The organism is Caballeronia insecticola (assembly GCF_000402035.1).
Taxonomy (GTDB): domain Bacteria; phylum Pseudomonadota; class Gammaproteobacteria; order Burkholderiales; family Burkholderiaceae; genus Caballeronia; species Caballeronia insecticola.
The window spans coordinates 2,657,565-2,681,371 of the sequence record NC_021287.1 but is presented as its reverse complement, the minus strand read 5'-3'; the positions used below and the strand labels follow the sequence as shown (position 1 = coordinate 2,681,371).

Here is a 23,807-nt window from a genome sequence, read left to right as displayed (position 1 = left end):
TTCGGCAGGCCACAAGCTTTTAACCGATAAACAATCTCTGAAAGAAGGTAATCATGGCAAAAGGTAAATTCGAGCGGACCAAGCCGCACGTGAACGTGGGCACGATCGGTCACGTTGACCACGGCAAGACCACGCTGACGGCAGCAATCACGACGGTGCTGACCAAGAAGTTCGGCGGCGAAGCGAAGGCATACGACCAGATCGATGCAGCGCCGGAAGAAAAGGCACGTGGTATTACCATCAACACCGCGCACGTCGAGTACGAAACGGCTAACCGCCACTACGCACACGTCGACTGCCCGGGCCACGCCGACTACGTGAAGAACATGATCACGGGTGCAGCGCAGATGGACGGCGCAATCCTGGTGTGTTCGGCCGCTGACGGCCCGATGCCGCAAACGCGTGAGCACATCCTGCTGGCCCGTCAGGTTGGCGTGCCTTACATCATCGTGTTCCTGAACAAGTGCGACATGGTGGACGACGCCGAGCTGCTCGAACTCGTCGAAATGGAAGTGCGCGAACTCCTGTCGAAGTACGACTTCCCGGGCGACGACACGCCGATCATCAAGGGTTCGGCCAAGCTCGCGCTGGAAGGCGACACGGGTGAACTGGGCGAAGTGGCGATCATGAACCTGGCCGACGCGCTGGACACGTACATCCCGACGCCGGAGCGCGCTGTGGACGGTTCGTTCCTGATGCCGGTGGAAGACGTGTTCTCGATCTCGGGTCGCGGCACGGTAGTGACGGGTCGTATCGAGCGCGGTGTGGTGAAGGTTGGCGAGGAAATCGAAATCGTCGGTATCAAGACGACGGTGAAGACCACTTGCACGGGCGTGGAAATGTTCCGCAAGCTGCTCGACCAAGGTCAGGCAGGCGACAACGTCGGTATCCTGCTGCGCGGCACGAAGCGTGAAGACGTGGAGCGTGGCCAGGTTCTGGCCAAGCCGGGTTCGATCACGCCGCACACGCACTTCACGGCTGAAGTGTACGTGCTGAGCAAGGACGAAGGCGGCCGTCACACGCCGTTCTTCAACAACTACCGTCCGCAGTTCTACTTCCGTACGACGGACGTGACGGGCTCGATCGAGCTGCCGAAGGACAAGGAAATGGTGATGCCGGGCGACAACGTGTCGATCACGGTCAAGCTGATCGCCCCGATCGCCATGGAAGAAGGTCTGCGTTTCGCAATCCGTGAAGGCGGTCGTACCGTCGGCGCTGGTGTCGTCGCGAAGATTATCGAGTAAAATCTCGAGTCCGCCTGGTGTAGATGTACTGAAGTAATGTGACCGGGGCTGGACGTTCGCCCTCAGCGAGTGTCCGGCCCCACGCTCTTTTGCCTAATTGGCGGTGCAAGACCGCCTCGCTCTTTCAAGGAATTGTCATGCAGAACCAGAAAATCCGCATTCGTCTGAAGGCTTTCGACTATCGCCTGATCGATCAATCGGCAGCCGAGATCGTCGATACGGCGAAGCGGACTGGCGCAATCGTCCGTGGCCCGGTGCCGCTGCCGACGCGTATTCAGCGTTTTGACATCCTGCGTTCGCCGCACGTCAACAAGACGTCGCGCGACCAGCTCGAAATCCGTACTCACCAGCGTCTGATGGACATCGTCGATCCGACGGACAAGACCGTCGACGCGCTGATGAAGCTCGATCTGCCGGCTGGCGTTGACGTCGAGATCAAACTGCAGTAAGCCCGAAAGCCTTGTCTGAAGGCCAACCAGGCAATCGGACAGGCTAAGTCTTTGATTGCTTGCAGAAAACGAAAAGCCTTGTTATACTCCAAGGCTTTTCGCGCCTACGCGCAAGAAAAAGCCGACCCAGTCTTCTGTGACGAAGCCGGTATTTGTAAATCAGCCCCGACCAATCGCAGTTGGGAATGGAGAAAACGATGAGCCTTGGACTCGTAGGTCGCAAGGTTGGCATGACCCGTATCTTCACGCCTGAAGGGGACTCGATCCCCGTCACCGTGCTGGACGTGTCGGACAACCGCGTGACGCAGATCAAGACCGTTGAAACGGATGGTTATACCGCCGTTCAGGTTGCATTCGGTGCTCGCCGCGCATCGCGCGTGACGAAGCCGTTGGCGGGTCACCTCGCCAAAGCCGGCGTTCAAGCCGGTGAAATCCTCAAGGAATTCCATATCGATTCGGCCAAGGCAGGTGATCTGTCGAACGGCGCCGTGATCGGTACGGACATTTTCGAAGTCGGCCAGAAGGTTGATGTGCAAGGCACGTCGATCGGTAAGGGCTACGCCGGTACCATCAAGCGTTACAACTTCGCTTCCGGCCGTGCATCGCACGGTAACTCGCGTTCGCACAACGTTCCGGGTTCGATCGGTATGGCGCAAGATCCGGGTCGTGTGTTCCCGGGTAAGCGCATGACGGGTCACCTCGGTGACGAAACCGTGACCGTGCAGAATCTCGAAATCGCCCGCATCGACGCCGAGCGCAATCTGCTGCTCGTCCGCGGCGCTGTCCCCGGTGCGAAGGGCGGCAAGGTCTTCGTGACCCCGGCCGTCAAGACGCGTGCTGTGAAAGGAGCGAAATAATGGAACTTAAGCTCCTGAATGCCAATGGTCAGGAAGGTGCTGGCGTGAACGCATCGGACGTCGTGTTCGGTCGCGATTACAACGAAGCCCTGATTCACCAGATCGTCGTCGCTTATCAAGCGAACGCACGTAGCGGCAACCGCGCGCAGAAGGATCGCGAGCAGGTCAAGCACACCACCAAGAAGCCGTGGCGTCAGAAGGGTACGGGCCGCGCTCGTGCCGGTATGTCGTCGAGCCCGTTGTGGCGTGGCGGTGGTCGCATCTTCCCGAATTCGCCGGAAGAAAACTTCTCGCACAAGGTCAACAAGAAGATGCATCGCGCAGGCCTCTGCTCGATCTTCTCGCAGCTGGCTCGCGAAGGCCGTATCTCGGTGGTCGAAGACCTCGCGCTCGAAGCCCCGAAGACCAAGCTGTTGGCCGATAAATTCAAGGCGATGGGTCTCGACTCCGTGTTGGTCATCACCGATACGGTCGACGAAAACCTGTACCTCGCGTCGCGCAATCTGGCCCACGTGGCCGTTGTCGAGCCGCGTTACGCCGACCCGCTCTCGCTGATCTACTTCAAGAAGATTCTGATCACGAAGGCTGCGGTCGCTCAGATCGAGGAGTTGCTGTCATGAGCGAAATTCGCAAAAACGATCATCGTTTGATGCAAGTTCTGCTCGCGCCGGTGATCTCCGAAAAGGCGACGCTGGTTGCCGACAAGAACGAGCAAGTCGTGTTCGAAGTCGCACCGGACGCCACGAAGCAGGAAGTCAAGGCTGCTGTCGAGCTGCTGTTCAAGGTCGAAGTCAATTCCGTCAACGTGCTGGTCACGAAGGGTAAAGCCAAGCGCTTTGGCCGCTTCAATGGCAAGCGCAAGGACGTGAAGAAGGCTTATGTCTGCCTGAAGCCCGGCCAGGAAATCAACTTTGAAGCGGAGGCCAAGTAATCATGGCAATCGTGAAAGTTAAGCCGACCTCGCCGGGTCGCCGCGCGATGGTCAAGATCGTCAACAAGGATCTGCATAAGGGCAAGCCGCACGCTGCGCTGCTCGACGCGCAATCCAAGTCGGCGGGCCGTAACAACAACGGCCGCATCACCACGCGTCACCAGGGCGGTGGTCATAAGCAGCACTATCGTATCGTCGATTTCCGTCGCAACAAGGACGGCATCCCGGCGAAGGTCGAGCGTCTCGAGTACGACCCGAACCGTAGCGCGAACATTGCGCTGGTTCTGTACGCGGACGGTGAGCGTCGCTACATCATCGCGCCGAAGGGCGTGGCGGTTGGTACGCCGCTGATGTCCGGTTCGGAAGCGCCGATCAAGGCAGGCAACGCGCTGCCGATCCGCAACATTCCGGTCGGTACGACGATCCACTGCATCGAGATGCTGCCGGGCAAGGGCGCGCAAATCGCGCGTTCGGCTGGTACGTCCGCCATGCTGCTGGCACGCGAAGGCGTCTACGCGCAGGTTCGTCTGCGTTCGGGCGAAATTCGCCGCGTGCACGTCGAGTGCCGCGCAACGATCGGTGAAGTCGGCAACGAAGAGCACAGCCTCCGTCAAATCGGTAAGGCTGGCGCGAACCGCTGGCGCGGTATCCGCCCGACGGTGCGTGGTGTTGCAATGAACCCGGTCGATCACCCGCACGGCGGTGGTGAAGGCAAGACGGCAGCAGGTCGCGATCCGGTGAGCCCGTGGGGCACGCCGACGAAGGGCTATCGCACCCGCAGCAACAAGCGCACGACGACCATGATCGTTCAGCGCCGTCACAAGCGTTAAGGAGTAAGCAATGGCACGTTCTATTAAAAAAGGTCCGTTCTGCGACGCCCATTTGCTGAAGAAAGTTGAGGCGGCTGCAGCTTCGCGTGACAAGAAGCCGATCAAAACCTGGTCGCGTCGTTCGACGATTCTGCCGGACTTCATCGGTCTGACGATCGCTGTTCACAACGGCCGTCAGCACGTTCCGGTGTATGTGTCGGAAAACATGGTCGGCCACAAGCTTGGCGAGTTCGCACTGACCCGTACGTTCAAGGGTCACGCGGCCGACAAGAAGGCCAAGAAATAAGGGGCAATCAAGATGGAAGTGAAAGCAATTCATCGCGGTGCCCGCATCTCGGCGCAGAAAACGCGCCTTGTGGCTGACCAGATTCGTGGTTTGCCGGTCGACAAGGCGCTGAACGTCCTGACGTTCTCGCCGAAGAAGGCGGCGGGTATCGTCAAGAAGGTCGTGCTGTCTGCGATCGCGAATGCGGAACACAACGAAGGCGCCGATATCGACGAGCTCAAGATCACGAGCATCTACGTCGACAAGGCTGCTTCGCTGAAGCGTTTTACCGCACGCGCTAAGGGTCGCGGTAACCGCATCGAGAAGCAATCCTGTCACATCACTGTGACGGTCGGGAATTAAGGAGCCATACGATGGGACAGAAAATTCATCCGACTGGCTTCCGTTTGGCCGTCAGCCGCAATTGGGCTTCGCGCTGGTACGCGAACAACAACAATTTCGCGGCGATGTTGCAGGAAGACATCGGTGTTCGTGAATATCTGAAGAAGAAGCTGAAGAACGCTTCGGTCGGCCGCGTCGTCATCGAGCGTCCGGCGAAGAACGCGCGTATCACGATTTACAGCTCGCGTCCGGGCGTTGTCATCGGCAAGAAGGGCGAAGACATCGAACTGTTGAAGGCGGAACTGCAGAAGCGTATGGGCGTTCCGGTCCACGTCAACATCGAAGAAATTCGCAAGCCGGAAACCGATGCTCAGCTGATCGCTGACTCGATCACGCAGCAGCTCGAACGCCGGATCATGTTCCGCCGTGCGATGAAGCGCGCGATGCAAAACGCGATGCGTCTTGGCGCCCAGGGCATCAAGATCATGAGCGCGGGCCGTCTGAACGGTATCGAAATCGCTCGTACCGAGTGGTATCGCGAAGGTCGCGTGCCCCTCCATACGCTGCGTGCGGATATCGACTACGCGACTTCGGAAGCGAAGACCACGTACGGCATCATCGGCGTGAAGGTGTGGGTCTATAAGGGCGACACCCTGGGCCGCAACGAAGCGCCGGTGGTTGAAGAAGTGGCGGAAGAAAAGCGTCCGCGCCGCAACGCACGTCCGGGTGGCGATCGCCGTCCGCGCCGTGACGGTGAAGGCGCTCCGGCTGGCGCGCGTCGCGGTGCACCCCGTCGCGCTGGCGGTGACGCGAAGACTGGAGAATAACGATGCTGCAACCGAAACGCAGAAAGTATCGCAAAGAGCAGAAGGGTCGTAACACCGGCAAGGCGACGCGCGGCAACGCGGTGTCGTTCGGTGAATACGGTCTGAAGGCTATCGGTCGTGGCCGTTTGACGGCGCGTCAGATCGAAGCTGCGCGTCGTGCGATGACGCGTCACATCAAGCGTGGTGGCCGGATCTGGATCCGCATTTTCCCGGACAAGCCGATTTCGCAAAAGCCGGCCGAAGTACGTATGGGTAACGGTAAAGGTAACCCCGAGTACTACGTCGCTGAAATTCAACCGGGCAAGATGCTGTACGAAATGGACGGTGTCTCCGAAGAACTGGCGCGCGAAGCGTTCCGTCTGGCTGCAGCCAAGCTGCCGCTCAAGACGAACTTCGTCGTTCGTCAGCTCGGCGCCTAAGGAGTAAATGATGAAGGCATCTGAACTTCACCAGAAAGACCAGGCCGCGCTCAATCAAGAGCTGTCGGACCTGCTGAAGGCGCAATTCGGCCTGCGCATGCAACTCGCGACCCAGCAGCTCACGAACACGAGCCAGCTGAAGAAGGTCCGTCGTGACATCGCACGCGTTCGTACCGTCCTGACTGAGAAGGCGAACCAGAAATGAACGATAGCGTAAAAACCTCGCTCAAGCGGACGCTGGTCGGCAAGGTCGTCAGCAACAAGATGGACAAGACGGTTACCGTGCTGGTCGAGCACCGCGTGAAGCACCCGATCTACGGCAAGTACGTCGTGCGCTCCAAGAAGTACCACGCGCATGATGACGCGAACACGTACAACGAAGGCGATCTCGTCGAAATCCAGGAAACCCGTCCGATTTCGAAGACGAAAGCCTGGGTTGTGTCGAAGCTGGTTGAAGCGGCTCGCGTGATCTAAAGCTGTAGCTGTAAGAAGCGATGCAGTAAGTAGTATCGCAGTAAGTTTCGCTTGCAAGACCGGGATTATTTGTTATAATCTCGGTCTTCCCTCTTTGTGGGAGCCCCGTCGCGGGCGAAATTGGTGGGGGAAGCCGGCTCGGGCGCTCAGCCTGAGTCGACAGATTCACCGGATTGCGATGGCGGGTTTCGTCTGCCTTCGCTGCCTGTTCTAACCCAAGCAGCCGATTGGCTGACGGGACCAAGACTGACCGGATGCGCCATGGTGGTGTGACCGGATTAAGTTGGGAAAGATAAACCATGATCCAGACCGAAACTCGGCTTGAAGTGGCCGACAACACGGGTGCGCGTGAAGTCATGTGCATCAAGGTGCTCGGCGGCTCGAAGCGTCGTTACGCTAGCATTGGCGACATCATCAAGGTGACCGTCAAGGAAGCGACGCCGCGCGGACGCGTGAAAAAGGGCGAAATCTACAACGCCGTGGTCGTTCGCACGGCCAAAGGCGTGCGTCGCCAGGATGGCTCGCTCATCAAGTTCGACGGCAATGCCGCCGTACTGTTGAATACGAAGCTCGAGCCGATCGGCACGCGTATTTTCGGGCCGGTGACGCGTGAACTGCGTAGCGAACGATTCATGAAGATCGTTTCGCTCGCGCCGGAAGTGCTGTAAGGAGTCGCGATGAATAAGATTCGCAAGGGTGACGAAGTCATCGTCATCACCGGCAAGGACAAGGGCAAGCGCGGCACCGTGCTGGCCGTTGGGGAAGATCGTGTCACGGTCGAGGGCATCAACCTCGTCAAGAAGCACGTGAAGCCGAACCCGATGAAGGGTACGACGGGCGGTGTGGAAGCCAAGTCGATGCCGTTGCATATTTCGAACGTCGCAGTTGTCGACGCGAATGGCAAGGCATCGCGTGTGGGCATCAAGGTCGAAGACGGAAAGAAGGTTCGTTTCCTGAAGTCGACCGGCGCCACGCTCAACGCCTGACGCGGAGTTAAAAAATGGCTCGTCTGCAAGAGATTTACAAAGAAAAGGTTGTGCCGCAACTCGTTGAAAAGTTCGGCTACAAGTCCGTCATGGAAGTGCCGCGCATCACCAAGATCACCCTGAACATGGGTCTTGGCGAAGCCGTCGCTGACAAGAAGATCATCGAAAACGCCGTGGGCGACCTGACGAAGATTGCTGGCCAGAAGCCGGTTATCACGAAGGCACGCAAGGCAATCGCAGGCTTCAAGATTCGTCAGGGCTACCCGATCGGCGCGATGGTTACGCTGCGCGGCCAAGCGATGTACGAATTCCTCGACCGTTTCGTGACGGTTGCGCTCCCGCGTGTGCGTGACTTCCGTGGCGTGTCGGGCCGTGCATTCGACGGTCGTGGCAACTACAACATCGGTGTGAAAGAGCAGATCATTTTCCCCGAAATCGACTACGACAAGATCGACGCGCTGCGTGGGCTGAACATCAGCATCACGACTACCGCGAAGACTGACGACGAAGCAAAGGCGCTGCTCGCCGGCTTCAAGTTCCCGTTCAGAAACTGAGGTTACCGTGGCTAAACTGGCACTGATCGAACGTGAAAAGAAGCGCGCACGTCTGGCAGCAAAGTACGCTCCGAAGCGTGCCGAACTGAAGGCTGTGATCGACGATGCAAGCAAGTCGGACGAAGAGCGTTATTTCGCACGTCTGGCGCTGCAACAACTGCCGCGTAACTCGAACCCCACTCGCAAGCGTAACCGCTGCGCGATCACGGGTCGTCCGCGTGGTACGTTCCGCAAGTTCGGACTCGCGCGCGGCAAGATTCGTGAAATCGCTTTCCGCGGCGAAATCCCTGGCCTGACCAAGGCGAGCTGGTAATAGGAGAAACATAAATGAGCATGAGTGATCCTATCGCCGATATGCTGACTCGCATCCGCAATGCGCAGATGGTCGAGAAGGTTTCGGTGACTATGCCCTCGTCGAAAGTCAAGGTTGCGATTGCGCAGGTTTTGAAGGACGAAGGTTATATCGACGACTTCGCAGTGAAGGCTGATGGCGCGAAGATCGAATTGAATATCGCGTTGAAGTACTACGCTGGCCGTCCGGTGATCGAGCGTCTCGAACGCGTCTCGAAGCCTGGTCTGCGTGTGTACCGCGGTCGCAACGACATTCCGCAGGTCATGAACGGCCTGGGCGTTGCCATCGTATCGACGCCGAAGGGTGTGATGACCGACCGCAAGGCGCGCCAGAACGGCGTCGGCGGCGAAGTCATCTGCTACGTCGCTTAACGCCTAAGGAGAAGAAACATGTCTCGAGTAGGTAAAAGCCCGATTACGCTGCCGCAAGGCGCGGAAGTGGCCGTCAAGGGCGACGTCATCACCGTGAAGGGTCCGCTCGGCACGATCTCGCAACCGGGCAACAAGCTCGTGAGCGTGACGAACGAGAACGGTACGCTGAAACTCGCTCCGAACGATGAAAGCCGTGAAGCGAACGCGATGTCCGGCACGATGCGCGCCTTGGTGGCGAACATGGTGCATGGCGTCACCAAGGGTTTCGAGCGCAAGCTGACGCTGGTTGGCGTCGGTTATCGTGCACAAGCGCAAGGCGACAAGCTGAACCTGTCGCTGGGTTTCTCGCACCCCGTGGTGCACCAGATGCCGGAAGGCATTAAGGCTGAAACCCCGACGCAGACCGAAATCGTGATCAAGGGGATCGACAAGCAGAAGGTCGGCCAAGTCGCGGCGGAAGTTCGTGGCTATCGTCCGCCGGAGCCCTATAAGGGCAAGGGTGTGCGCTATGCCGACGAGGTCGTGATCCTCAAAGAAACGAAGAAGAAGTAAGGGTGCGCAATCATGGATAAGACTCAATCTCGCCTGCGCCGCGCTCGTCAGACGCGTATCAAGATCGCTGAGCTGCAGGTCGCGCGTCTCGCCGTGCATCGCACGAATACGCATATCTACGCGCAAGTGTTCTCGGCGTGCGGCACGAAGGTGCTGGCTAGCGCCTCGACGCTGGAAGCCGAAGTGCGCGCTGAGCTGGCTGACAAGTCGGGCAAGGGCGGCAACGTCAACGCTGCAACCCTGATCGGCAAGCGTATCGCCGAAAAGGCCAAGGCTGCCGGCATCGAATCCGTCGCCTTTGACCGCTCGGGTTTCCGCTACCACGGCCGCGTGAAGGCGCTGGCTGATGCGGCGCGCGAAGCCGGGCTCAAGTTCTAAGGGAAGAATTCGTCATGGCAAAGATGCAAGCGAAAGTTCAGGCTGACGAACGCGACGACGGCCTGCGCGAAAAGATGATTTCGGTCAACCGCGTGACCAAGGTCGTGAAGGGTGGCCGGATTCTCGGTTTCGCCGCACTGACCGTGGTTGGCGACGGTGATGGCCGCGTCGGCATGGGCAAGGGCAAAGCGAAGGAAGTTCCGGTTGCCGTTCAGAAGGCAATGGAACAAGCCCGCCGCAACATGTTCAAGGTACCGCTCAAGAACGGTACGTTGCAACACGAAGTGCACGGCAAGCATGGTGCTTCCGCGGTCCTCCTCGCTCCGGCGAAGGATGGTACTGGCGTGATCGCCGGCGGCCCGATGCGCGCAGTGTTCGACGTGATGGGCGTGCAGAACGTGGTGGCCAAGAGCCACGGTTCGACGAACCCGTACAACCTCGTTCGTGCAACGCTCGACGGCCTGCGCAAGCAGTCCACGCCGAGCGACATCGCGGCGAAGCGCGGCAAGTCCGTCGAAGATATTTTGGGCTAAGCCTCGAGGTCATCATGTCTGAGAAAACTGTCAAGATTCAGCTCGTCAAGAGCCTGATCGGGACCCGCGAAACGCACCGCGCAACGGTGCGTGGCCTCGGCCTGCGTCGCCTCAACTCGGTGAGCGAGCTGCAGGACACGCCGGCAGTGCGCGGGATGATCAACAAGGTTTCGTACCTCGTTAAGGTCATCGGCTAAGGCCGCCGACTAGGATCCAAGGAGTTGAACATGGAATTGAATAACCTTAAGCCGGCTGAAGGCGCGAAGCACGCAAAGCGCCGCGTCGGTCGCGGCATCGGTTCGGGCCTCGGCAAGACCGCGGGTCGCGGCCACAAGGGTCAGAAATCGCGTTCGGGCGGCTTTCACAAGGTCGGCTTCGAAGGCGGTCAGATGCCTCTGCAGCGTCGTCTGCCGAAGCGTGGCTTTACCTCGCTGACGAAGGAATTCGTCGGTCAGGTGCGCCTGACTGATCTGGAAAAGCTGCCGGTCGACGAAATCGATCTGTTGGCGTTGAAGCAAGCGGGTCTGGTCGGCGAGCTCATCAAGAGCGCGAAGATCATCAAGACCGGCGAGATCACGCGCAAGGTCACGGTGAAGGGCCTGACGGCAACGAAGGGCGCCCGTGCTGCAATCGAAGCCGCTGGCGGCTCGTTCGCCGAGTAACGCGTTTTCGCCGTTACTAGCACTAGCATCGGAGAAGGTTCTTGGCTAACAGCCCGAGTCTCGCAAAACCCGGTCGCAGCGCGGCGAAATTTGGCGATCTGCGCCGGCGTGCAGTGTTTCTGCTGCTGGCGCTGATTGTCTACCGCATTGGTGCGCACATTCCGGTTCCGGGCATCGATCCGGATCAGCTGGCGAAGCTGTTCCAGAGCCAGTCGGGCGGCATTCTTGGCATGTTCAACATGTTCTCGGGTGGCGCGCTGTCGCGGTTCACGATCTTTGCGTTGGGCATCATGCCCTACATCTCGTCGTCGATCATCATGCAGTTGCTGTCGATCGTTTCGCCGCAGATGGAGGCGCTGAAGAAGGAAGGGCAGGCCGGCCAACGGAAGATTACGCAGTACACGCGTATTTTCACGGTGGTGCTCGCAACCTTCCAGGCATTCGGTATCGCGGTCGCGCTGGAAAATCAGCCGGCTCTGGTGCTGGACCCCGGCATGGTGTTCCGCCTGACGACGGTCGTCACGCTGGTGACGGGCACGATGTTCCTGATGTGGCTTGGTGAGCAGATCACGGAACGCGGTCTCGGCAACGGTATTTCGATCATCATCTTCGGTGGTATCGCAGCGGGTTTCCCGAATGCGATCGGCGGTCTGTTCGAATTGGTTCGCACCGGTTCGATGAGCATCATCTCGGCGATCATCATCGTCGTGTTGATCGCGGCGGTCACGTATCTGGTCGTGTTCATTGAACGCGGGCAGCGCAAGATCCTCGTGAACTACGCGAAGCGCCAGGTCGGTAACAAGATTTACGGCGGACAGTCGTCCCATCTGCCGCTCAAGCTGAACATGTCGGGCGTGATTCCGCCGATCTTTGCATCGTCGATCATTCTCTTCCCGGCAACCATCCTGAACTGGTTCAGTTCGGGAACGCGTACCAACTGGTTCGCGAACACGCTGCACGGCGTGGCCGAGGCGCTGAAGCCTGGTCAACCGGTGTACGTGCTGCTGTACGCGTTGGCGATCGTTTTCTTCTGCTTCTTTTACACCGCACTGGTGTTCAACAGCCGGGAAACCGCCGACAATTTGAAGAAGAGCGGTGCTTTCGTTCCGGGTATCCGCCCGGGCGATCAGACTGCACGGTATATCGACCGCATCCTCACGCGTCTGACGCTGGCTGGTGCGATCTACATCGTATTCGTGTGCCTGCTGCCTGAGTTTCTGGTGTTGCGCTGGAACGTGCCGTTTTATTTTGGTGGAACGTCGCTGCTGATCATTGTCGTCGTCACGATGGACTTCATGGCTCAGGTGCAGTCGTACGTTATGTCGCAACAATATGAATCGCTGCTCAAGAAGGCCAACTTCAAGGGTAGCAACGTCCCGATGCGTTAATTAGGACTATGGCCAAAGACGATGTTATCCAGATGCAGGGTGAGGTCATCGAAAACCTCCCCAACGCTACTTTCCGGGTGAAATTGGAAAATGGCCATGTCGTCCTGGGGCATATTTCCGGAAAGATGCGGATGCACTATATCCGCATCCTACCGGGCGACAAGGTTACGGTTGAATTGACGCCTTACGATCTGTCTCGTGCACGGATCGTGTTCCGGGCGAAGTGATTTGAAAAAAGGGTAATATCATGAAAGTGATGGCATCGGTTAAGCGCATTTGCCGCAATTGCAAGATCATCAAGCGCAAGGGCGTTGTGCGCGTGATTTGCAGCTCTGATCCGCGCCACAAACAGCGTCAAGGCTGAACGCCGCGCTTTTGCTTGCGCTTTTTGTTTGAGGAAAAACAATGGCTCGTATCGCAGGGGTTAACATCCCGAATCACCAGCATACCGAGATCGGCCTGACGGCAATCTTCGGCATCGGACGCACGCGTTCCCGCGGCATTTGCACCGCAGCTGGTGTGGAATTTTCGAAGAAGGTCAAGGACCTTACTGACGCAGACCTCGAAAAGCTGCGTGACGAAGTGGGTAAGTTCATCGTCGAAGGCGACCTCCGCCGTGAAGTGACGATGAATATCAAGCGCCTGATGGACTTGGGTTGCTACCGCGGCATGCGTCATCGCAAGGGCTTGCCCCTGCGTGGCCAGCGTACGCGCACGAACGCCCGTACGCGCAAGGGTCCGCGTCGTGCAGCGCAATCGCTGAAGAAGTAAGCGGAACTGACAGTTACAGGAAAACGTAATGGCTAAGGCTTCGAACAACTCCGCGGCGCAACGCGTTCGCAAGAAGGTCAAGAAGAACGTCGCCGAGGGCGTGGTTCACGTTCACGCGTCGTTCAACAACACCATCATCACGATCACCGACCGTCAAGGTAACGCGCTTGCATGGGCGACGTCGGGTGGTCAGGGCTTCAAGGGTTCGCGTAAGTCGACTCCCTTCGCAGCTCAGGTGGCAGCCGAGTCGGCTGGCCGTGTGGCGATGGAATACGGCGTGAAGAACCTCGAAGTGCGGATCAAGGGCCCCGGTCCTGGCCGTGAATCGGCGGTGCGCGCGCTGCATGGTCTTGGCATCAAGATCACCGCGATCTCCGACGTGACGCCGGTCCCGCACAACGGTTGCCGTCCGCCGAAGCGCCGTCGTATCTAATACGCCGACGCGACCGCATGTTTCCTGTCGATGCGCGAGCATCGGCGGGTTTCGTGCGTTATGAAGCTTTATCTAAGCCCACCGTTCGACCCACCGGGTTCGGACTAGCGCAGACCGAAGTTCGACGAAGTCTGCGTGATCAATATTTAAGGATGCAACGTGGCACGCTATACCGGTCCCAAAGCAAAACTGTCCCGCCGTGAAGGCACCGATCTGTTCCTGAAGAGCGCACGCCGCTCGCTCGCCGACAAGTGCAAGCTCGACAGCAAGCCCGGCCAGCACGGCCGCATCTCGGGCGCACGTACGTCCGACTACGGCACCCAATTGCGCGAAAAGCAAAAAGTGAAGCGTATCTACGGCGTGCTGGAACGTCAGTTCCGCCGCTACTTCGCTGAAGCCGATCGCCGCAAGGGCCCGACGGGCGAAAACCTGCTGCAGTTGCTCGAGTCGCGTCTCGACAACGTCGTGTATCGCATGGGCTTCGGCTCGACGCGCGCAGAAGCACGTCAGCTCGTCAGCCACAAGTCGATCATGGTGAACGGTCAGGTTGCGAACATTCCGTCGCTGCAAGTGAAGTCGGGCGATGTCGTGTCCGTGCGCGAGCAGTCGCGCAAGCAGGCACGTATCGTCGAAGCCCTCTCGCTGGCCGAGCAAGGTGGAATGCCCAGCTGGGTGTCGGTCGATGCGAAGAAGTTCGAAGGCACGTTCAAGTCGATGCCCGAGCGTAGCGATATCGCCGGCGACATCAACGAAAGCCTGATCGTCGAATTGTATTCGCGTTAATCGCGCGTCAGAACGCGCGGTAACCGGATTTGCAGCCGGGGAGCCTGATTGCAGGTGGCAACGGGCAGCCTCGGCTGTTTATTTCCAGGTTGTTACCGGTCAGCCTTATCGGTGTAACGAGCCGAGGGTATTGAAAAGGAAAACCTATGCAAACCAGTTTGTTGAAGCCCAAGATCATTGCAGTTGAATCGCTTGGTGAAAACCATGCGAAGGTGGTTATGGAGCCGTTCGAACGCGGCTATGGCCACACCTTGGGTAACGCGCTCCGGCGCGTGCTGTTGTCGTCGATGATCGGCTATGCGCCGACCGAAGTGACGATCGCAGGCGTCGTGCACGAATACTCGACGCTCGATGGTGTGCAAGAGGATGTGGTCAACCTGCTGTTGAACCTCAAGGGTGTCGTTTTCAAGCTGCACAACCGCGACGAAGTCACGGTGACGCTGCGCAAGGAAGGCGAAGGCGTCGTCACGGCCGGTGATATCGAACTCGCGCATGATTGCGAGGTCATCAATCCGGAGCACGTGGTCGCGCACCTGTCGAAGGGCGGTAAGCTCGACGTTCAGATCAAGATCGAAAAAGGCCGCGGCTATGTGCCGGGCAACGTGCGCCGTTATGGCGAAGAGTCGGCCAAGATTATCGGTCGCATCGTGCTGGATGCTTCGTTCTCGCCGGTTCGCCGCGTGAGCTACGCCGTGGAAAGCGCGCGTGTCGAACAGCGTACCGACCTCGACAAGCTCGTGATGAACATCGAGACCAACGGCGTGATCTCGCCGGAAGAAGCGATCCGCCAGTCGGCACGCATTCTGGTCGATCAGTTGTCGGTGTTCGCAGCGCTGGAAGGCACCGAAGCGGCAGCGGAAGCGCCGTCGCGTGCACCGCAGATCGATCCGATCCTGCTGCGCCCGGTGGACGATCTCGAACTCACGGTTCGTTCCGCGAACTGCCTGAAGGCCGAGAACATCTACTACATCGGCGATCTGATCCAGCGCACGGAAAACGAACTGTTGAAGACGCCGAATCTGGGCCGCAAGTCGCTGAACGAAATCAAGGAAGTGCTGGCTTCGCGTGGCCTGACGCTCGGTATGAAGCTCGAAAACTGGCCGCCGGCCGGTCTCGACAAGTAATAGCGAAGTCGCTGCCGAATTTGGCAAAGCTGTTGGCACGGACGCGGATTCTGCTTTAAAATCCGCGTCTTGCTTTATTTTCGACCGGCCCGTGCGCCTGCTCCCAAACTTGGGGCGCAATAGAAGAGCTGGATCAAAACTCGTTAAAGGAACTGAAAATGCGTCATAAGCACGGTCTGCGGAAACTGAACCGCACGAGCAGCCATCGTCTGGCAATGCTCCGCAACATGTCGAATTCGCTCATCGAGCACGAAGTCATTAAGACGACGCTGCCGAAGGCCAAGGAACTGCGCAAGGTCGTCGAGCCCCTCATCACGCTCGGCAAGAAGCCGTCGCTGGCAAACCGCCGTCTGGCGTTCAACCGCCTGCGCGACCGTGATTCCGTCGCGAAGCTGTTCGACGTGCTCGGCCCGCGCTACGCAAGCCGTCCGGGTGGCTACCTCAGCATCCTGAAGTTCGGTTTCCGCGTCGGCGACAACGCACCGATGGCGCTGGTCCAGTTGATGGATCGCCCGGAAGTCGAAGAAACGGAAGAAGTGCAAGAAGCGGAATAAATTCCGATTCAAAGTGTTAGCGGAAAGGCCAAGCTCAGCTTGGCCTTTTTGCATTCTGCCTGCGGCTTTTCAGCGCGCCTGACCGTCAAGATGCCGAATCGTCGGCGATGCTACGATATCGAGATAGCCGCCCCGCCGCGCTGGAGTCACGAGTGAATGTCCCTGTCGTTCTGATGCTGTCCACCTTGCCCGACACCGCCGCAGCCGATTCGCTCGCGCAAGCGGCGTTGGAGGCGCGCGTCGCCGCGTGCGTGTCGAATCTCGGCGCGGTGGCTTCGCGGTATCACTGGAAAGGCGCGCTCGAGTCTTCGCTAGAGGTGCAGTTGTTGTTCAAGACGAGTGTCGCGCGCGCCGAGGAGCTGCAGCGTTTGATCTCGGCTCGCCATCCTTATGAAACACCCGAGATCCTGGTCTGGCAGGTGGATGCATCGCCCGACTATGGTCAGTGGGTCAACGCAGAAACGCAGCGTCCTCTCCATGTTTGAGTTTTCCCGTCTCACTGCGCGTCGAATCCTGGCTGCGCTCTTCCTGCTGAGCGCTTTTTCGCTGCTGTCGGGCGCCGCGCGTGCAGCCGACGATTTCCTCGATCCCGCCGTCGCGTTCAAGTTCAGCGCAAGCGAAAAGCCCGGCGAAGTGGAGGTGCGCTACAAGATCGCCGACGGCTATTACATGTATCGGGAGCGTTTCGCGTTCGCGGTGAAGAGCGGCGACGCGACCATCGGCACCGCGCAACTGCCCGCCGGCAAAGTCCATTTCGATCAGACGTTCAACAAGGACGTCGAGACCTATCGCGGCGAGTTGCTCATCCGCGTTCCCGTCACGCAGGCGAAGGGCCCGTTCGAACTGGCCGTGATCTCGCAGGGCTGCGCGGATCAGGGCATCTGTTATCCGCCGATGGAGAAGGTCTACCGCGTCAAAGGCGATGCGCTTCAACCGGCCGGCGCGACATCGTCCGTCGTGGCCAAAAGCGCCGAAGATTCATCGTCCTGGTTCGAACGCGCGACGAGCGCCGACTACGCGCAATCGATGCTCGAAGGCGGCGGATTCTTTGCGGTTGTCGGGCTGTATTTCCTCGCGGGTGTCGTGCTGAGCCTGCTGCCCTGTTCGTACCCGATGATTCCGATTCTCTCCGCGATCATCGTCGGCGAGGGCGCGCGCGTGACGCGCTCGCGTGGCTTTGCGCTGTCGGTGTCGTATGTCGTCGGCATGGCGCTCGTGTACACCGTGCTCGGCATTGCCGCCGCGCTGATCGGCCAGAGCCTCGGCGCGTGGCTGCAGAATCCGTGGGTGCTCGGCGCGTTCGGCGTGCTGCTCGCGGCTTTCGCCATCGCGCTGATTTCGGGCATCGACATCGCGCTGCCTGAGCGTTGGCAAAGCGGCGTCAACGAGGCATCGCAGAAGCGCGGCGGCGGCAAGTTCGCCGCAGTCGCGGTGATGGGCGCGCTCTCCGCGCTCGTCGTCGGCGCATGCATGACGGCGCCGCTCTTCGCCGTGCTCGCGTTCATCGCGCATACGGGCAACGCGGTGCTCGGCGGCGCAGCGTTGTTCGCGATGGGCATCGGTCTCGGCGTGCCGCTGCTCGTCATCGGATTCGGCGCAGGCTCGATTCTGCCGCGCGCCGGCGCGTGGATGGACGGCGTGAAGGTGTTCTTCGGCGTGATCCTGCTGGCGGCTGCGTTGTGGATCGTATGGCCGGTGATCGGCGTCGTCGCGCAGATGTTGCTGGCCGCCCTGTGGCTGTTGATTGCGGCGGCCTCGCTCGGACTGTTCTCGTCGGGCGCGGCGACGCCTGTCGGCGTGTGGAAGCGGCTCGGGCGTGGACTCGGCGCGGCGTTCGCCATCTGGGCAGCGACGTTGCTCGTCGGACTGGCGGCAGGTTCGACCGATCCGCTGCGACCGCTCGCCGTGCTGGCGTCACGCGGCGATGCGTCTACGGCCGCGAGTGCCACGAACTCGGCATCGCAAGGACCGGCCTTTGCGCCGGTGCGTTCATCGGCGGAACTGGATTCGACGCTCAAAGCAGCCACGCGTCCCGCGATGCTCGATTTCTACGCCGACTGGTGCGTGTCCTGCAAGGAAATGGAGAAACTGACGTTCTCCGACGCCCGCGTGCAGGCGCGCCTCGCGCAATTGAATCTCCTGCGCGCTGACGTGACCGCGAACAACACCGACGATCAAGCCTTGCTCAAGCGCTTCAAGTTGTTCGGCCCGCCGGGCATCATCTTCTTCGATGCGCAAGGCAACGAAGTCGCGCGCGTGGTCGGCTACGAATCGGCGGATACGTTTTTGAAGAGCCTCGACAAAGTCGGTCCGTCGAACGGATAAAAAAAGGGCGACGCCGCGAGGCATCGCCCTTTGCGCATCTCCGATAGAGACGCTTACTTCGATGCCCGCAGAATTCGCGCGGCATCGAGCGCGAAATACGTGAGCACGCCGTCCGCGCCCGCGCGCTTGAACGCGAGCAGCGCTTCCATCATGACCTTGTCGTGATCGATCCAGCCGTTTTGCGCGGCGGCCTTGATCATCGCGTATTCGCCGCTCACTTGGTACGCGTAAGTCGGAAAGCGGAACTCGTCCTTCACGCGGCGCACGATGTCGAGATACGGCATGCCGGGCTTGACCATCACCATGTCCGCGCCTTCCTCGATATCCATGCGCACTTCGCGCATGGCTTCGTCGGAGTTGGCCGGGTCCATCTGATACGTCATCTTGTTGCTCTTGCCGAGATTCGCGGCCGAGCCGACGGCATCGCGGAACGGGCCATAGAACGCCGACGCGTACTTCGCCGCGTAGGCCATGATGCGCGTGTGAATGTGGTCTTCGCTTTCGAGCATCTCGCGGATCGCGCCGATGCGGCCGTCCATCATGTCCGACGGCGCGACGATATCCACGCCCGCCTCGGCCTGCGTGCGCGCCTGTTCGACGAGAATCTCGCTCGTCTCGTCGTTCTTCACGTAGCCTTCTTCGTCGAGGACGCCGTCCTGACCGTGGCTCGTGTACGGATCGAGCGCGACGTCGGTGAGCACGCCGAGCGTCGGGAAATTCTTCTTTAATTCGCGAACGGCGCGCGGAATCAGACCTTCCGGGTTCGTGGCCTCGCGCCCGTCAGGCGTTTTCAGCGACGGCTCGATCGCCGGAAACAGCGACAGCACCGGCACGCCCAACTCGACGCATTGCTCGGCGACTTTCATCAGCAGATCGACGGACGTGCGATCGACGCCGGGCATCGACGGCACCGCCTGACGCACATTCGTGCCTTCGACGATGAACACCGGATAGATCAGGTCGTTCGTCGTCAGCGTGTTCTCGCGCATCAGACGGCGCGAGAAGTCATCGCGGCGCATGCGGCGCGGGCGATGGTGGGGATAGAAGCTCATGTCTTGACTCGGTTTTGAGGGGGTCTTCCGGGGACGTCGAAACCGGTTTCGAGAGGCGTAAAGCCTTGCCGAACAAGCACTTGGCTACGTCTGAAACCGTTTAGAGACAATGGTATATCATACCGATCGAGCGAGGCGCTTGCCGCCGGACTCCCCGCTTCTCCTCCCTGAGCGGGTGCCTGTCGATATTCGATTAGGCTGTTAACCCGCCGTCAATGCGGCGGGTTTTTTTATGCCGGAGCGCTCGGACCCACGCGCTCGACGGCTCAGCCTGCCGCATCTTCCTGCGCGTTCTCGCCTGCTTCTTCGGGTATCAGCCAGCTTTCGATCAGCTCATGCGCTTCGTCCAGACCCGTACGCTTGAGCGCGGAGAAGAGCTGCACGGTCAACTCGCCGCGATAACCCGCGTCGCGGTATTCCGCGAACGATTTTTTCGTCGCGCGCAGGGCATTGGTCATTTCCTGTCGCGTCAATTTGTCACACTTGGTGAGCAGCGCGTGGATCGGCTTACCGGTGGGTGCGAACCAGTCGATCATGATGCGATCGAGGTCGGTGAGCGGCCGGCGCGAATCCATCATGAGGATCATGCCGCGCAGTTGCGCGCGGCTCTGCAGATAGGTCGAGAGCAGGCGCTGCCAGTGCTCCTTCGCCGCGCCCGGCACTTCGGCATAACCGTAGCCTGGAAGATCGACGAGAAAGCCGACCGGCGCGGCTTCCGGCCCGACGGCAAAGTAGTTGATGTGTTGCGTGCGCCCGGGCGTTTTACTCGCGAAAGCGAGCCGCTTTTGGTTGCACAGCACGTTGATGGCTGTCGACTTACCCGCATTCGAGCGACCGCCGAACGCGATTTCGGGCTGCGGCGTAGGCGGCAGATCGCGCAGATGGTTGACGGTGGTGAAGAAGCGGGACTGGTGAAGCAGGAATGACATTGGCGGGCCCAATCGAAAGAGCTGCGAAAACTTGAAGCCTTGAGAACCCGGCAAATACTGGGCATGCTCCGACTGGCGTCTTTGCGTGTAGCGGGTTATTGTACAATACGACGGATTTTTAAAGATCAGCACGGGCACGCAAGACCCAAAGCCGCAGGCGTCACCCAGAGAGGAGCGAGACAGTTTTTCGGGCGTTTTTTGGGGCCCTTTCGTTCGGGTATCTTGCGGCGATGATCGGTCGCCGTCGTTTTTTGCAGAACCTCACATTCTCACAAGACGAAAAACAGGGTAAGCGAATGAACCGACTGTACAGGTCTCTGGTGGTGATTCGGGCAGCGGCGGCTTTCGGTGTGGGTTTCGGTGGACTAGCAGTTTCGATGTCGGTGAATGCGGCGGAGCCCGCGCAGCCGGCCAAGCCGGATGTGGCGCGTGGACAGGCCATCGCGACCCAGGTGTGCGCGGCGTGTCACGCGGCGGACGGCAACAGCGCCGGCGCGGCGTTCCCGAAACTCGCGGGACAGCACGCGGAATACATCGTCAAGCAATTGAAGGATTACAAGACGCAGCCGGGTGCCAAGGCGCCGGCGCGTAACAATCCGATCATGGCGGGCATTGCGGGCGCACTGTCGGATCAGGACATGGTCAACGTCGCGGCTTACTTCGCGTCGCAGAAGGCCAAGCCCAACTACGCGCGCGACAAGAACGACGTCGCGCTGGGTCAAAAGATCTATCGTGGCGGTATCGCGGACAAGGGCGTGCCGGCATGCGCGGCGTGCCACGGCGCAACCGGCATGGGCATTCCGGTGCAGTATCCGCGTTTGTCGTGGCAGTGGGGCGACTACACGGTGGCGCAGCTGAACGCGTTTGCTTCAGGGCAACGCGCCAACAGCGAGCCGATGCACGCCATCTCGTCCCGTTTGAATGAAGCGGAGATGAAGGCCGTGGCTGATTACATCGCCGGTTTGCATTAAAAGCAGTGCAGGCGGTGCATTAAGCGCAGCAGTCGGCGTCCAGTGCTTTCCCGGCAACGAAAGCAGCAAATGCGGGAAGCGCGCATACTACGAAGCCGGTCCCGGGAAGATCCGAGAAGACCGGCGCGAAAACAAGAAAAGGGTGGGACGTCGGTCGACCAGACCGCCTGCGTCTCCACCCTTTTTTGCTGTCCAGTCGGAGTTTGAATGAGCGTCACCACATCGGGATTGCAGTCGAAGTCGGGCCGTCGCGCCCTCAGGCATTTCGTCGAGCTCGTGAGTTCGATGCGCTTCGCCATCGCGCTGCTGGTCATTCTGGCGATCGCGAGCATCATCGGCACGGTGCTCACGCAGGAAGACCCGTATCCCAACTACGTCAATCAGTTCGGCCCGTTCTGGGCGGACATTTTCCGCGGCCTGAGCCTCTACAACGTGTACAGCGCGTGGTGGTTCATGCTGATCCTGATCTTCCTCGTGATCTCGGTGTCGCTGTGCGTCGTGCGCAACAGCCCGAAGATGGTCGCGGACATCAAGAGCTGGAAGGATCGCGTGCACGAAGGCGGCTTGCGCGCCTTCCATCACAAGGGCGAGTTCAACGTCTCGACGAATCGCGCGCAGACCGCGGCGACGCTCGAACGCCTTTCCGCCAAGATGGGCTATCGCACCGTCACGCGCCAGACGGACAACGGCGCAACGCTGATCGCCGGCAAGCGCGGCGCGATGACGAAGATCGGCTATATCTCGGCGCACGTGGCGATCGTCGTGATCTGCCTCGGCGGGCTGCTCGACAGCAACTTGCCCATCAAGCTGCAGATGTGGATGTTCAACAAGACGCCGGTTAACAGTAACGCCGTCATCAACGACATTCCGCCGGAGCATCGGCTGTCGGTATCGAACCCGACGTTCCGCGGTTACGCGTGGGTGCCCGAAGGTCAGTTCGTCGGCACGGCGATCCTGAACCAGCAGGACGGCTCGATCATCCAGGACTTGCCGTTCTCCATTCAGCTCAACAAGTTCATCGTCGATTACTACTCGACCGGCATGCCGAAGCTCTTCGCGAGCGATATCGTCGTGATCGATCACAAGACGGGCAAGCGCATTCCCGCGCGCGTCGAGGTGAACAAGCCATTCACGTATGACGGCATTTCGATCTATCAGTCGAGCTTTCAGGACGGCGGCTCGAAGCTCGAAATGACCGCCTGGCCGATGACCGGCGGCAGTGCGAAAAACGCGCCGTTCCAGGGCACGATCGGCGGCACGGCGCCCGTCGGCACGCAGTTCACGGGCGCGCAGGGCGAGACCGTCGAGTTCACGGATTTTCGCGCGATCAACGTCGAGAACATGACCGACGGCAGCGGCGCGCCCGACGCGCGCGGCGTCGGCAAGAAGGAAACGCTGCGCGACGCCTTCGACGAGCGCCTCGGCTCCGGCGCAAAGACCTCGAAGCCGACCGATCTGCGCAACATCGGCCCGTCGGTGCAATACAAGGTGCGCGGCACGGACGGCCAAGCACGCGAGTACAGCAATTACATGCTGCCGGTGGATGTCAGCGGCCAGCGCATGTTCCTCGCGGGCATGCGCGTGAGCCCGAACGATCCGTTCCGCTATCTGCGCATTCCCGCCGACGAGCAGGGCACGATCAAGCAATGGATGGACTTGCGCGCGGCGCTCCAGACGCCCGCGACGCGCGCCGAAGCCGCGCATCGTTTCGCGCTGCGCTCGGTGCCGCCGGAAAACGGCGAGTTGCAGAAGCATCTGGAAGAAAGCGCGAATCGCGTGCTGAATCTGTTCGCTGGCGTCGACGAGGCGGGCAAATCGCCTACGAATCCTCAGATGATTGGCGGCTTTCAGAGTATCGCGACGTTCATCGATCGATCGGTGCCGAAGGGCGAGCAGGAAAAGGCTGCGGGCCTTCTCATGCGCATGCTCGAAGGCGCGATGTGGGACGTCTGGCAGATTTCCCGGGAGCAAAACGGCCTGCCAGCGGCTAAAGTGGATGAGAAGAGCAGCGCGTTCGTACAGTCGTCGATCAACGCGCTTTCGGACAGCTTTCTGTACGGTTCGCCGGTCTTCCTGCAACTGGACAACTTCAAGCAGGTGCAAGCTTCGGTATTCCAGTTGACGCGCGCGCCGGGCAAAAATCTGGTGTATCTTGGCAGCCTTCTGCTGGTGGTCGGCATTTTCTCGATGTTCTACGTGCGCGAACGCCGGCTCTGGTTCTGGCTCAAAGATACGGGTCAGGGCGGCGCGAGCGTTTTGATGGCGATGTCCACGGCGCGCCGGACCCTCGACTTCGAGAAGGAATTCGTGCGCACCCGCGCGCAGATCGCGGCGGCGCTCGGCACGAAGCCGGCCGACCCGGCCGATCCGTCCCCAGAGGCCAGCGCGCCCGGCGCGACCCGGCATCCGCAATCCGAGACGTCGAGCTCGGAAGTTTCGACACGGTAAGAT

General features: G+C 60.0%; 36 protein-coding genes. 34 read left to right on the top strand and 2 right to left on the bottom strand.

All coding sequences use genetic code 11. The features are described 5' to 3' along the window. Nucleotides 1–53: 53 nt before the first annotated feature. The 32 genes from tuf to dsbD all read left to right on the top strand — a co-directional run bounded on the left by tuf (nucleotide 54) and on the right by dsbD (nucleotide 18,404). On the top strand, nucleotides 54–1,244 hold the full coding sequence (tuf, locus tag BRPE64_RS12460; protein ID WP_016346480.1) for an elongation factor Tu: 1,191 nt from the start codon (nucleotides 54–56) through the stop codon (nucleotides 1,242–1,244). 137 nt (nucleotides 1,245–1,381) lie between these two features. Continuing rightward, nucleotides 1,382–1,693, top strand: a complete 312-nt coding sequence (gene rpsJ / locus BRPE64_RS12455; RefSeq protein ID WP_006998489.1) for a 30S ribosomal protein S10 — start codon at nucleotides 1,382–1,384, stop codon at nucleotides 1,691–1,693. Between the two features lie 197 nt (nucleotides 1,694–1,890). Then, nucleotides 1,891–2,550, top strand: coding sequence for a 50S ribosomal protein L3 (gene rplC / locus BRPE64_RS12450; protein WP_044042181.1), 660 nt, complete (start codon nucleotides 1,891–1,893; stop codon nucleotides 2,548–2,550). Beyond that, a complete protein-coding gene (gene rplD, locus BRPE64_RS12445) occupies nucleotides 2,550–3,170 on the top strand; it encodes a 50S ribosomal protein L4 (RefSeq protein WP_016346478.1) in 621 nt (206 codons plus the stop codon). Before rplC ends, rplD begins: the two co-directional genes overlap by 1 nt. Next, nucleotides 3,167–3,481 carry a 50S ribosomal protein L23 gene (gene rplW, locus BRPE64_RS12440; RefSeq protein ID WP_008343846.1) on the top strand — a complete coding sequence of 105 codons (315 nt, stop codon included), beginning with the start codon at nucleotides 3,167–3,169 and terminating at the stop codon, nucleotides 3,479–3,481. The genes rplD and rplW overlap by 4 nt, the downstream gene beginning before the upstream one ends. Before the next feature lie 2 nt (nucleotides 3,482–3,483). After that, on the top strand, nucleotides 3,484–4,311 hold the full coding sequence (gene rplB, locus BRPE64_RS12435) for a 50S ribosomal protein L2 (RefSeq protein ID WP_016346477.1): 828 nt from the start codon (nucleotides 3,484–3,486) through the stop codon (nucleotides 4,309–4,311). A 10-nt stretch (nucleotides 4,312–4,321) separates the two neighbouring features. Then, on the top strand, nucleotides 4,322–4,597 hold the full coding sequence (gene rpsS / locus BRPE64_RS12430) for a 30S ribosomal protein S19 (protein WP_016346476.1): 276 nt from the start codon (nucleotides 4,322–4,324) through the stop codon (nucleotides 4,595–4,597). A 12-nt stretch (nucleotides 4,598–4,609) separates the two neighbouring features. Next, nucleotides 4,610–4,939 (top strand): 50S ribosomal protein L22, encoded by a 330-nt coding sequence (gene rplV, locus BRPE64_RS12425; RefSeq protein WP_007730533.1) that lies wholly within the window; start codon nucleotides 4,610–4,612, stop codon nucleotides 4,937–4,939. Between the two features lie 11 nt (nucleotides 4,940–4,950). Further along, complete coding sequence (gene rpsC / locus BRPE64_RS12420) at nucleotides 4,951–5,745, top strand: 30S ribosomal protein S3 (protein ID WP_016346475.1); 795 nt, start codon at nucleotides 4,951–4,953, stop codon at nucleotides 5,743–5,745. Nucleotides 5,746–5,747: 2 nt separating this feature from the next. Beyond that, nucleotides 5,748–6,164, top strand: coding sequence for a 50S ribosomal protein L16 (rplP, locus tag BRPE64_RS12415; RefSeq protein ID WP_008343852.1), 417 nt, complete (start codon nucleotides 5,748–5,750; stop codon nucleotides 6,162–6,164). Between the two features lie 10 nt (nucleotides 6,165–6,174). Further along, entirely contained in the window at nucleotides 6,175–6,369 is a 195-nt protein-coding gene (gene rpmC / locus BRPE64_RS12410) for a 50S ribosomal protein L29 (protein ID WP_035967606.1), read from the top strand. Continuing rightward, nucleotides 6,366–6,638 carry a 30S ribosomal protein S17 gene (gene rpsQ / locus BRPE64_RS12405; protein ID WP_008343854.1) on the top strand — a complete coding sequence of 91 codons (273 nt, stop codon included), beginning with the start codon at nucleotides 6,366–6,368 and terminating at the stop codon, nucleotides 6,636–6,638. The genes rpmC and rpsQ overlap by 4 nt, the downstream gene beginning before the upstream one ends. A gap of 299 nt (nucleotides 6,639–6,937) precedes the next feature. After that, entirely contained in the window at nucleotides 6,938–7,306 is a 369-nt protein-coding gene (gene rplN / locus BRPE64_RS12400) for a 50S ribosomal protein L14 (RefSeq protein WP_006998478.1), read from the top strand. A 9-nt stretch (nucleotides 7,307–7,315) separates the two neighbouring features. Beyond that, a complete protein-coding gene (gene rplX / locus BRPE64_RS12395; RefSeq protein ID WP_016346473.1) occupies nucleotides 7,316–7,624 on the top strand; it encodes a 50S ribosomal protein L24 in 309 nt (102 codons plus the stop codon). Nucleotides 7,625–7,638: 14 nt separating this feature from the next. Beyond that, complete coding sequence (rplE, locus tag BRPE64_RS12390) at nucleotides 7,639–8,178, top strand: 50S ribosomal protein L5 (RefSeq protein ID WP_016346472.1); 540 nt, start codon at nucleotides 7,639–7,641, stop codon at nucleotides 8,176–8,178. Between the two features lie 7 nt (nucleotides 8,179–8,185). Further along, nucleotides 8,186–8,491: a 30S ribosomal protein S14 gene (gene rpsN / locus BRPE64_RS12385; protein ID WP_016346471.1), complete on the top strand. Its 306-nt coding sequence runs from the start codon at nucleotides 8,186–8,188 to the stop codon at nucleotides 8,489–8,491. 14 nt (nucleotides 8,492–8,505) lie between these two features. Continuing rightward, on the top strand, nucleotides 8,506–8,901 hold the full coding sequence (rpsH, locus tag BRPE64_RS12380) for a 30S ribosomal protein S8 (protein ID WP_044041653.1): 396 nt from the start codon (nucleotides 8,506–8,508) through the stop codon (nucleotides 8,899–8,901). Between the two features lie 18 nt (nucleotides 8,902–8,919). Further along, nucleotides 8,920–9,453: a 50S ribosomal protein L6 gene (gene rplF, locus BRPE64_RS12375; RefSeq protein ID WP_016346469.1), complete on the top strand. Its 534-nt coding sequence runs from the start codon at nucleotides 8,920–8,922 to the stop codon at nucleotides 9,451–9,453. A gap of 12 nt (nucleotides 9,454–9,465) precedes the next feature. Further along, nucleotides 9,466–9,831, top strand: a complete 366-nt coding sequence (gene rplR, locus BRPE64_RS12370) for a 50S ribosomal protein L18 (protein WP_016346468.1) — start codon at nucleotides 9,466–9,468, stop codon at nucleotides 9,829–9,831. Between the two features lie 14 nt (nucleotides 9,832–9,845). Next, nucleotides 9,846–10,364: a 30S ribosomal protein S5 gene (rpsE, locus tag BRPE64_RS12365; protein ID WP_016346467.1), complete on the top strand. Its 519-nt coding sequence runs from the start codon at nucleotides 9,846–9,848 to the stop codon at nucleotides 10,362–10,364. 14 nt (nucleotides 10,365–10,378) lie between these two features. Further along, nucleotides 10,379–10,561: a 50S ribosomal protein L30 gene (gene rpmD, locus BRPE64_RS12360; RefSeq protein WP_016346466.1), complete on the top strand. Its 183-nt coding sequence runs from the start codon at nucleotides 10,379–10,381 to the stop codon at nucleotides 10,559–10,561. Between the two features lie 30 nt (nucleotides 10,562–10,591). Continuing rightward, nucleotides 10,592–11,026, top strand: a complete 435-nt coding sequence (gene rplO, locus BRPE64_RS12355) for a 50S ribosomal protein L15 (RefSeq protein ID WP_016346465.1) — start codon at nucleotides 10,592–10,594, stop codon at nucleotides 11,024–11,026. A 41-nt stretch (nucleotides 11,027–11,067) separates the two neighbouring features. Continuing rightward, the gene (secY, locus tag BRPE64_RS12350) at nucleotides 11,068–12,414 is read left to right on the top strand and encodes a preprotein translocase subunit SecY (RefSeq protein WP_044041646.1); all 1,347 of its coding nucleotides are present in this window, start codon (nucleotides 11,068–11,070) and stop codon (nucleotides 12,412–12,414) included. Nucleotides 12,415–12,422: 8 nt separating this feature from the next. Further along, the gene (gene infA / locus BRPE64_RS12345) at nucleotides 12,423–12,641 is read left to right on the top strand and encodes a translation initiation factor IF-1 (protein ID WP_004521905.1); all 219 of its coding nucleotides are present in this window, start codon (nucleotides 12,423–12,425) and stop codon (nucleotides 12,639–12,641) included. 20 nt (nucleotides 12,642–12,661) lie between these two features. Beyond that, complete coding sequence (gene rpmJ, locus BRPE64_RS12340) at nucleotides 12,662–12,778, top strand: 50S ribosomal protein L36 (protein ID WP_004199844.1); 117 nt, start codon at nucleotides 12,662–12,664, stop codon at nucleotides 12,776–12,778. Between the two features lie 41 nt (nucleotides 12,779–12,819). Next, on the top strand, nucleotides 12,820–13,185 hold the full coding sequence (gene rpsM, locus BRPE64_RS12335; RefSeq protein WP_008344037.1) for a 30S ribosomal protein S13: 366 nt from the start codon (nucleotides 12,820–12,822) through the stop codon (nucleotides 13,183–13,185). A gap of 28 nt (nucleotides 13,186–13,213) precedes the next feature. Beyond that, nucleotides 13,214–13,618 carry a 30S ribosomal protein S11 gene (rpsK, locus tag BRPE64_RS12330; protein ID WP_006052224.1) on the top strand — a complete coding sequence of 135 codons (405 nt, stop codon included), beginning with the start codon at nucleotides 13,214–13,216 and terminating at the stop codon, nucleotides 13,616–13,618. A gap of 159 nt (nucleotides 13,619–13,777) precedes the next feature. Further along, the gene (gene rpsD, locus BRPE64_RS12325; RefSeq protein ID WP_016346462.1) at nucleotides 13,778–14,401 is read left to right on the top strand and encodes a 30S ribosomal protein S4; all 624 of its coding nucleotides are present in this window, start codon (nucleotides 13,778–13,780) and stop codon (nucleotides 14,399–14,401) included. A 146-nt stretch (nucleotides 14,402–14,547) separates the two neighbouring features. Continuing rightward, nucleotides 14,548–15,525 (top strand): DNA-directed RNA polymerase subunit alpha, encoded by a 978-nt coding sequence (locus BRPE64_RS12320; protein ID WP_044041638.1) that lies wholly within the window; start codon nucleotides 14,548–14,550, stop codon nucleotides 15,523–15,525. A gap of 158 nt (nucleotides 15,526–15,683) precedes the next feature. After that, nucleotides 15,684–16,079: a 50S ribosomal protein L17 gene (gene rplQ / locus BRPE64_RS12315; protein ID WP_016346459.1), complete on the top strand. Its 396-nt coding sequence runs from the start codon at nucleotides 15,684–15,686 to the stop codon at nucleotides 16,077–16,079. 152 nt (nucleotides 16,080–16,231) lie between these two features. Continuing rightward, nucleotides 16,232–16,564 (top strand): divalent-cation tolerance protein CutA, encoded by a 333-nt coding sequence (cutA, locus tag BRPE64_RS12310; protein ID WP_044041636.1) that lies wholly within the window; start codon nucleotides 16,232–16,234, stop codon nucleotides 16,562–16,564. Further along, entirely contained in the window at nucleotides 16,557–18,404 is a 1,848-nt protein-coding gene (gene dsbD, locus BRPE64_RS12305) for a protein-disulfide reductase DsbD (RefSeq protein ID WP_016346457.1), read from the top strand. The genes cutA and dsbD overlap by 8 nt, the downstream gene beginning before the upstream one ends. A gap of 53 nt (nucleotides 18,405–18,457) precedes the next feature. On the opposite strand, the gene hemB is transcribed toward dsbD, so the two are convergent. Beyond that, nucleotides 18,458–19,456, bottom strand: a complete 999-nt coding sequence (gene hemB / locus BRPE64_RS12300) for a porphobilinogen synthase (RefSeq protein ID WP_016346456.1) — start codon at nucleotides 19,454–19,456, stop codon at nucleotides 18,458–18,460. Between the two features lie 266 nt (nucleotides 19,457–19,722). Then, complete coding sequence (gene yihA / locus BRPE64_RS12295; RefSeq protein ID WP_044041633.1) at nucleotides 19,723–20,385, bottom strand: ribosome biogenesis GTP-binding protein YihA/YsxC; 663 nt, start codon at nucleotides 20,383–20,385, stop codon at nucleotides 19,723–19,725. Nucleotides 20,386–20,681: 296 nt separating this feature from the next. Here yihA and BRPE64_RS12290 point away from each other — a divergent pair, with 296 nt between their 5' ends. Both BRPE64_RS12290 and BRPE64_RS12285 read left to right on the top strand, forming a co-directional pair. After that, nucleotides 20,682–21,356 (top strand): c-type cytochrome, encoded by a 675-nt coding sequence (locus tag BRPE64_RS12290; RefSeq protein ID WP_044042180.1) that lies wholly within the window; start codon nucleotides 20,682–20,684, stop codon nucleotides 21,354–21,356. Nucleotides 21,357–21,563: 207 nt separating this feature from the next. After that, nucleotides 21,564–23,804 (top strand): cytochrome c biogenesis protein ResB, encoded by a 2,241-nt coding sequence (locus BRPE64_RS12285; protein WP_044041632.1) that lies wholly within the window; start codon nucleotides 21,564–21,566, stop codon nucleotides 23,802–23,804. Nucleotides 23,805–23,807 lie beyond the last annotated feature (3 nt).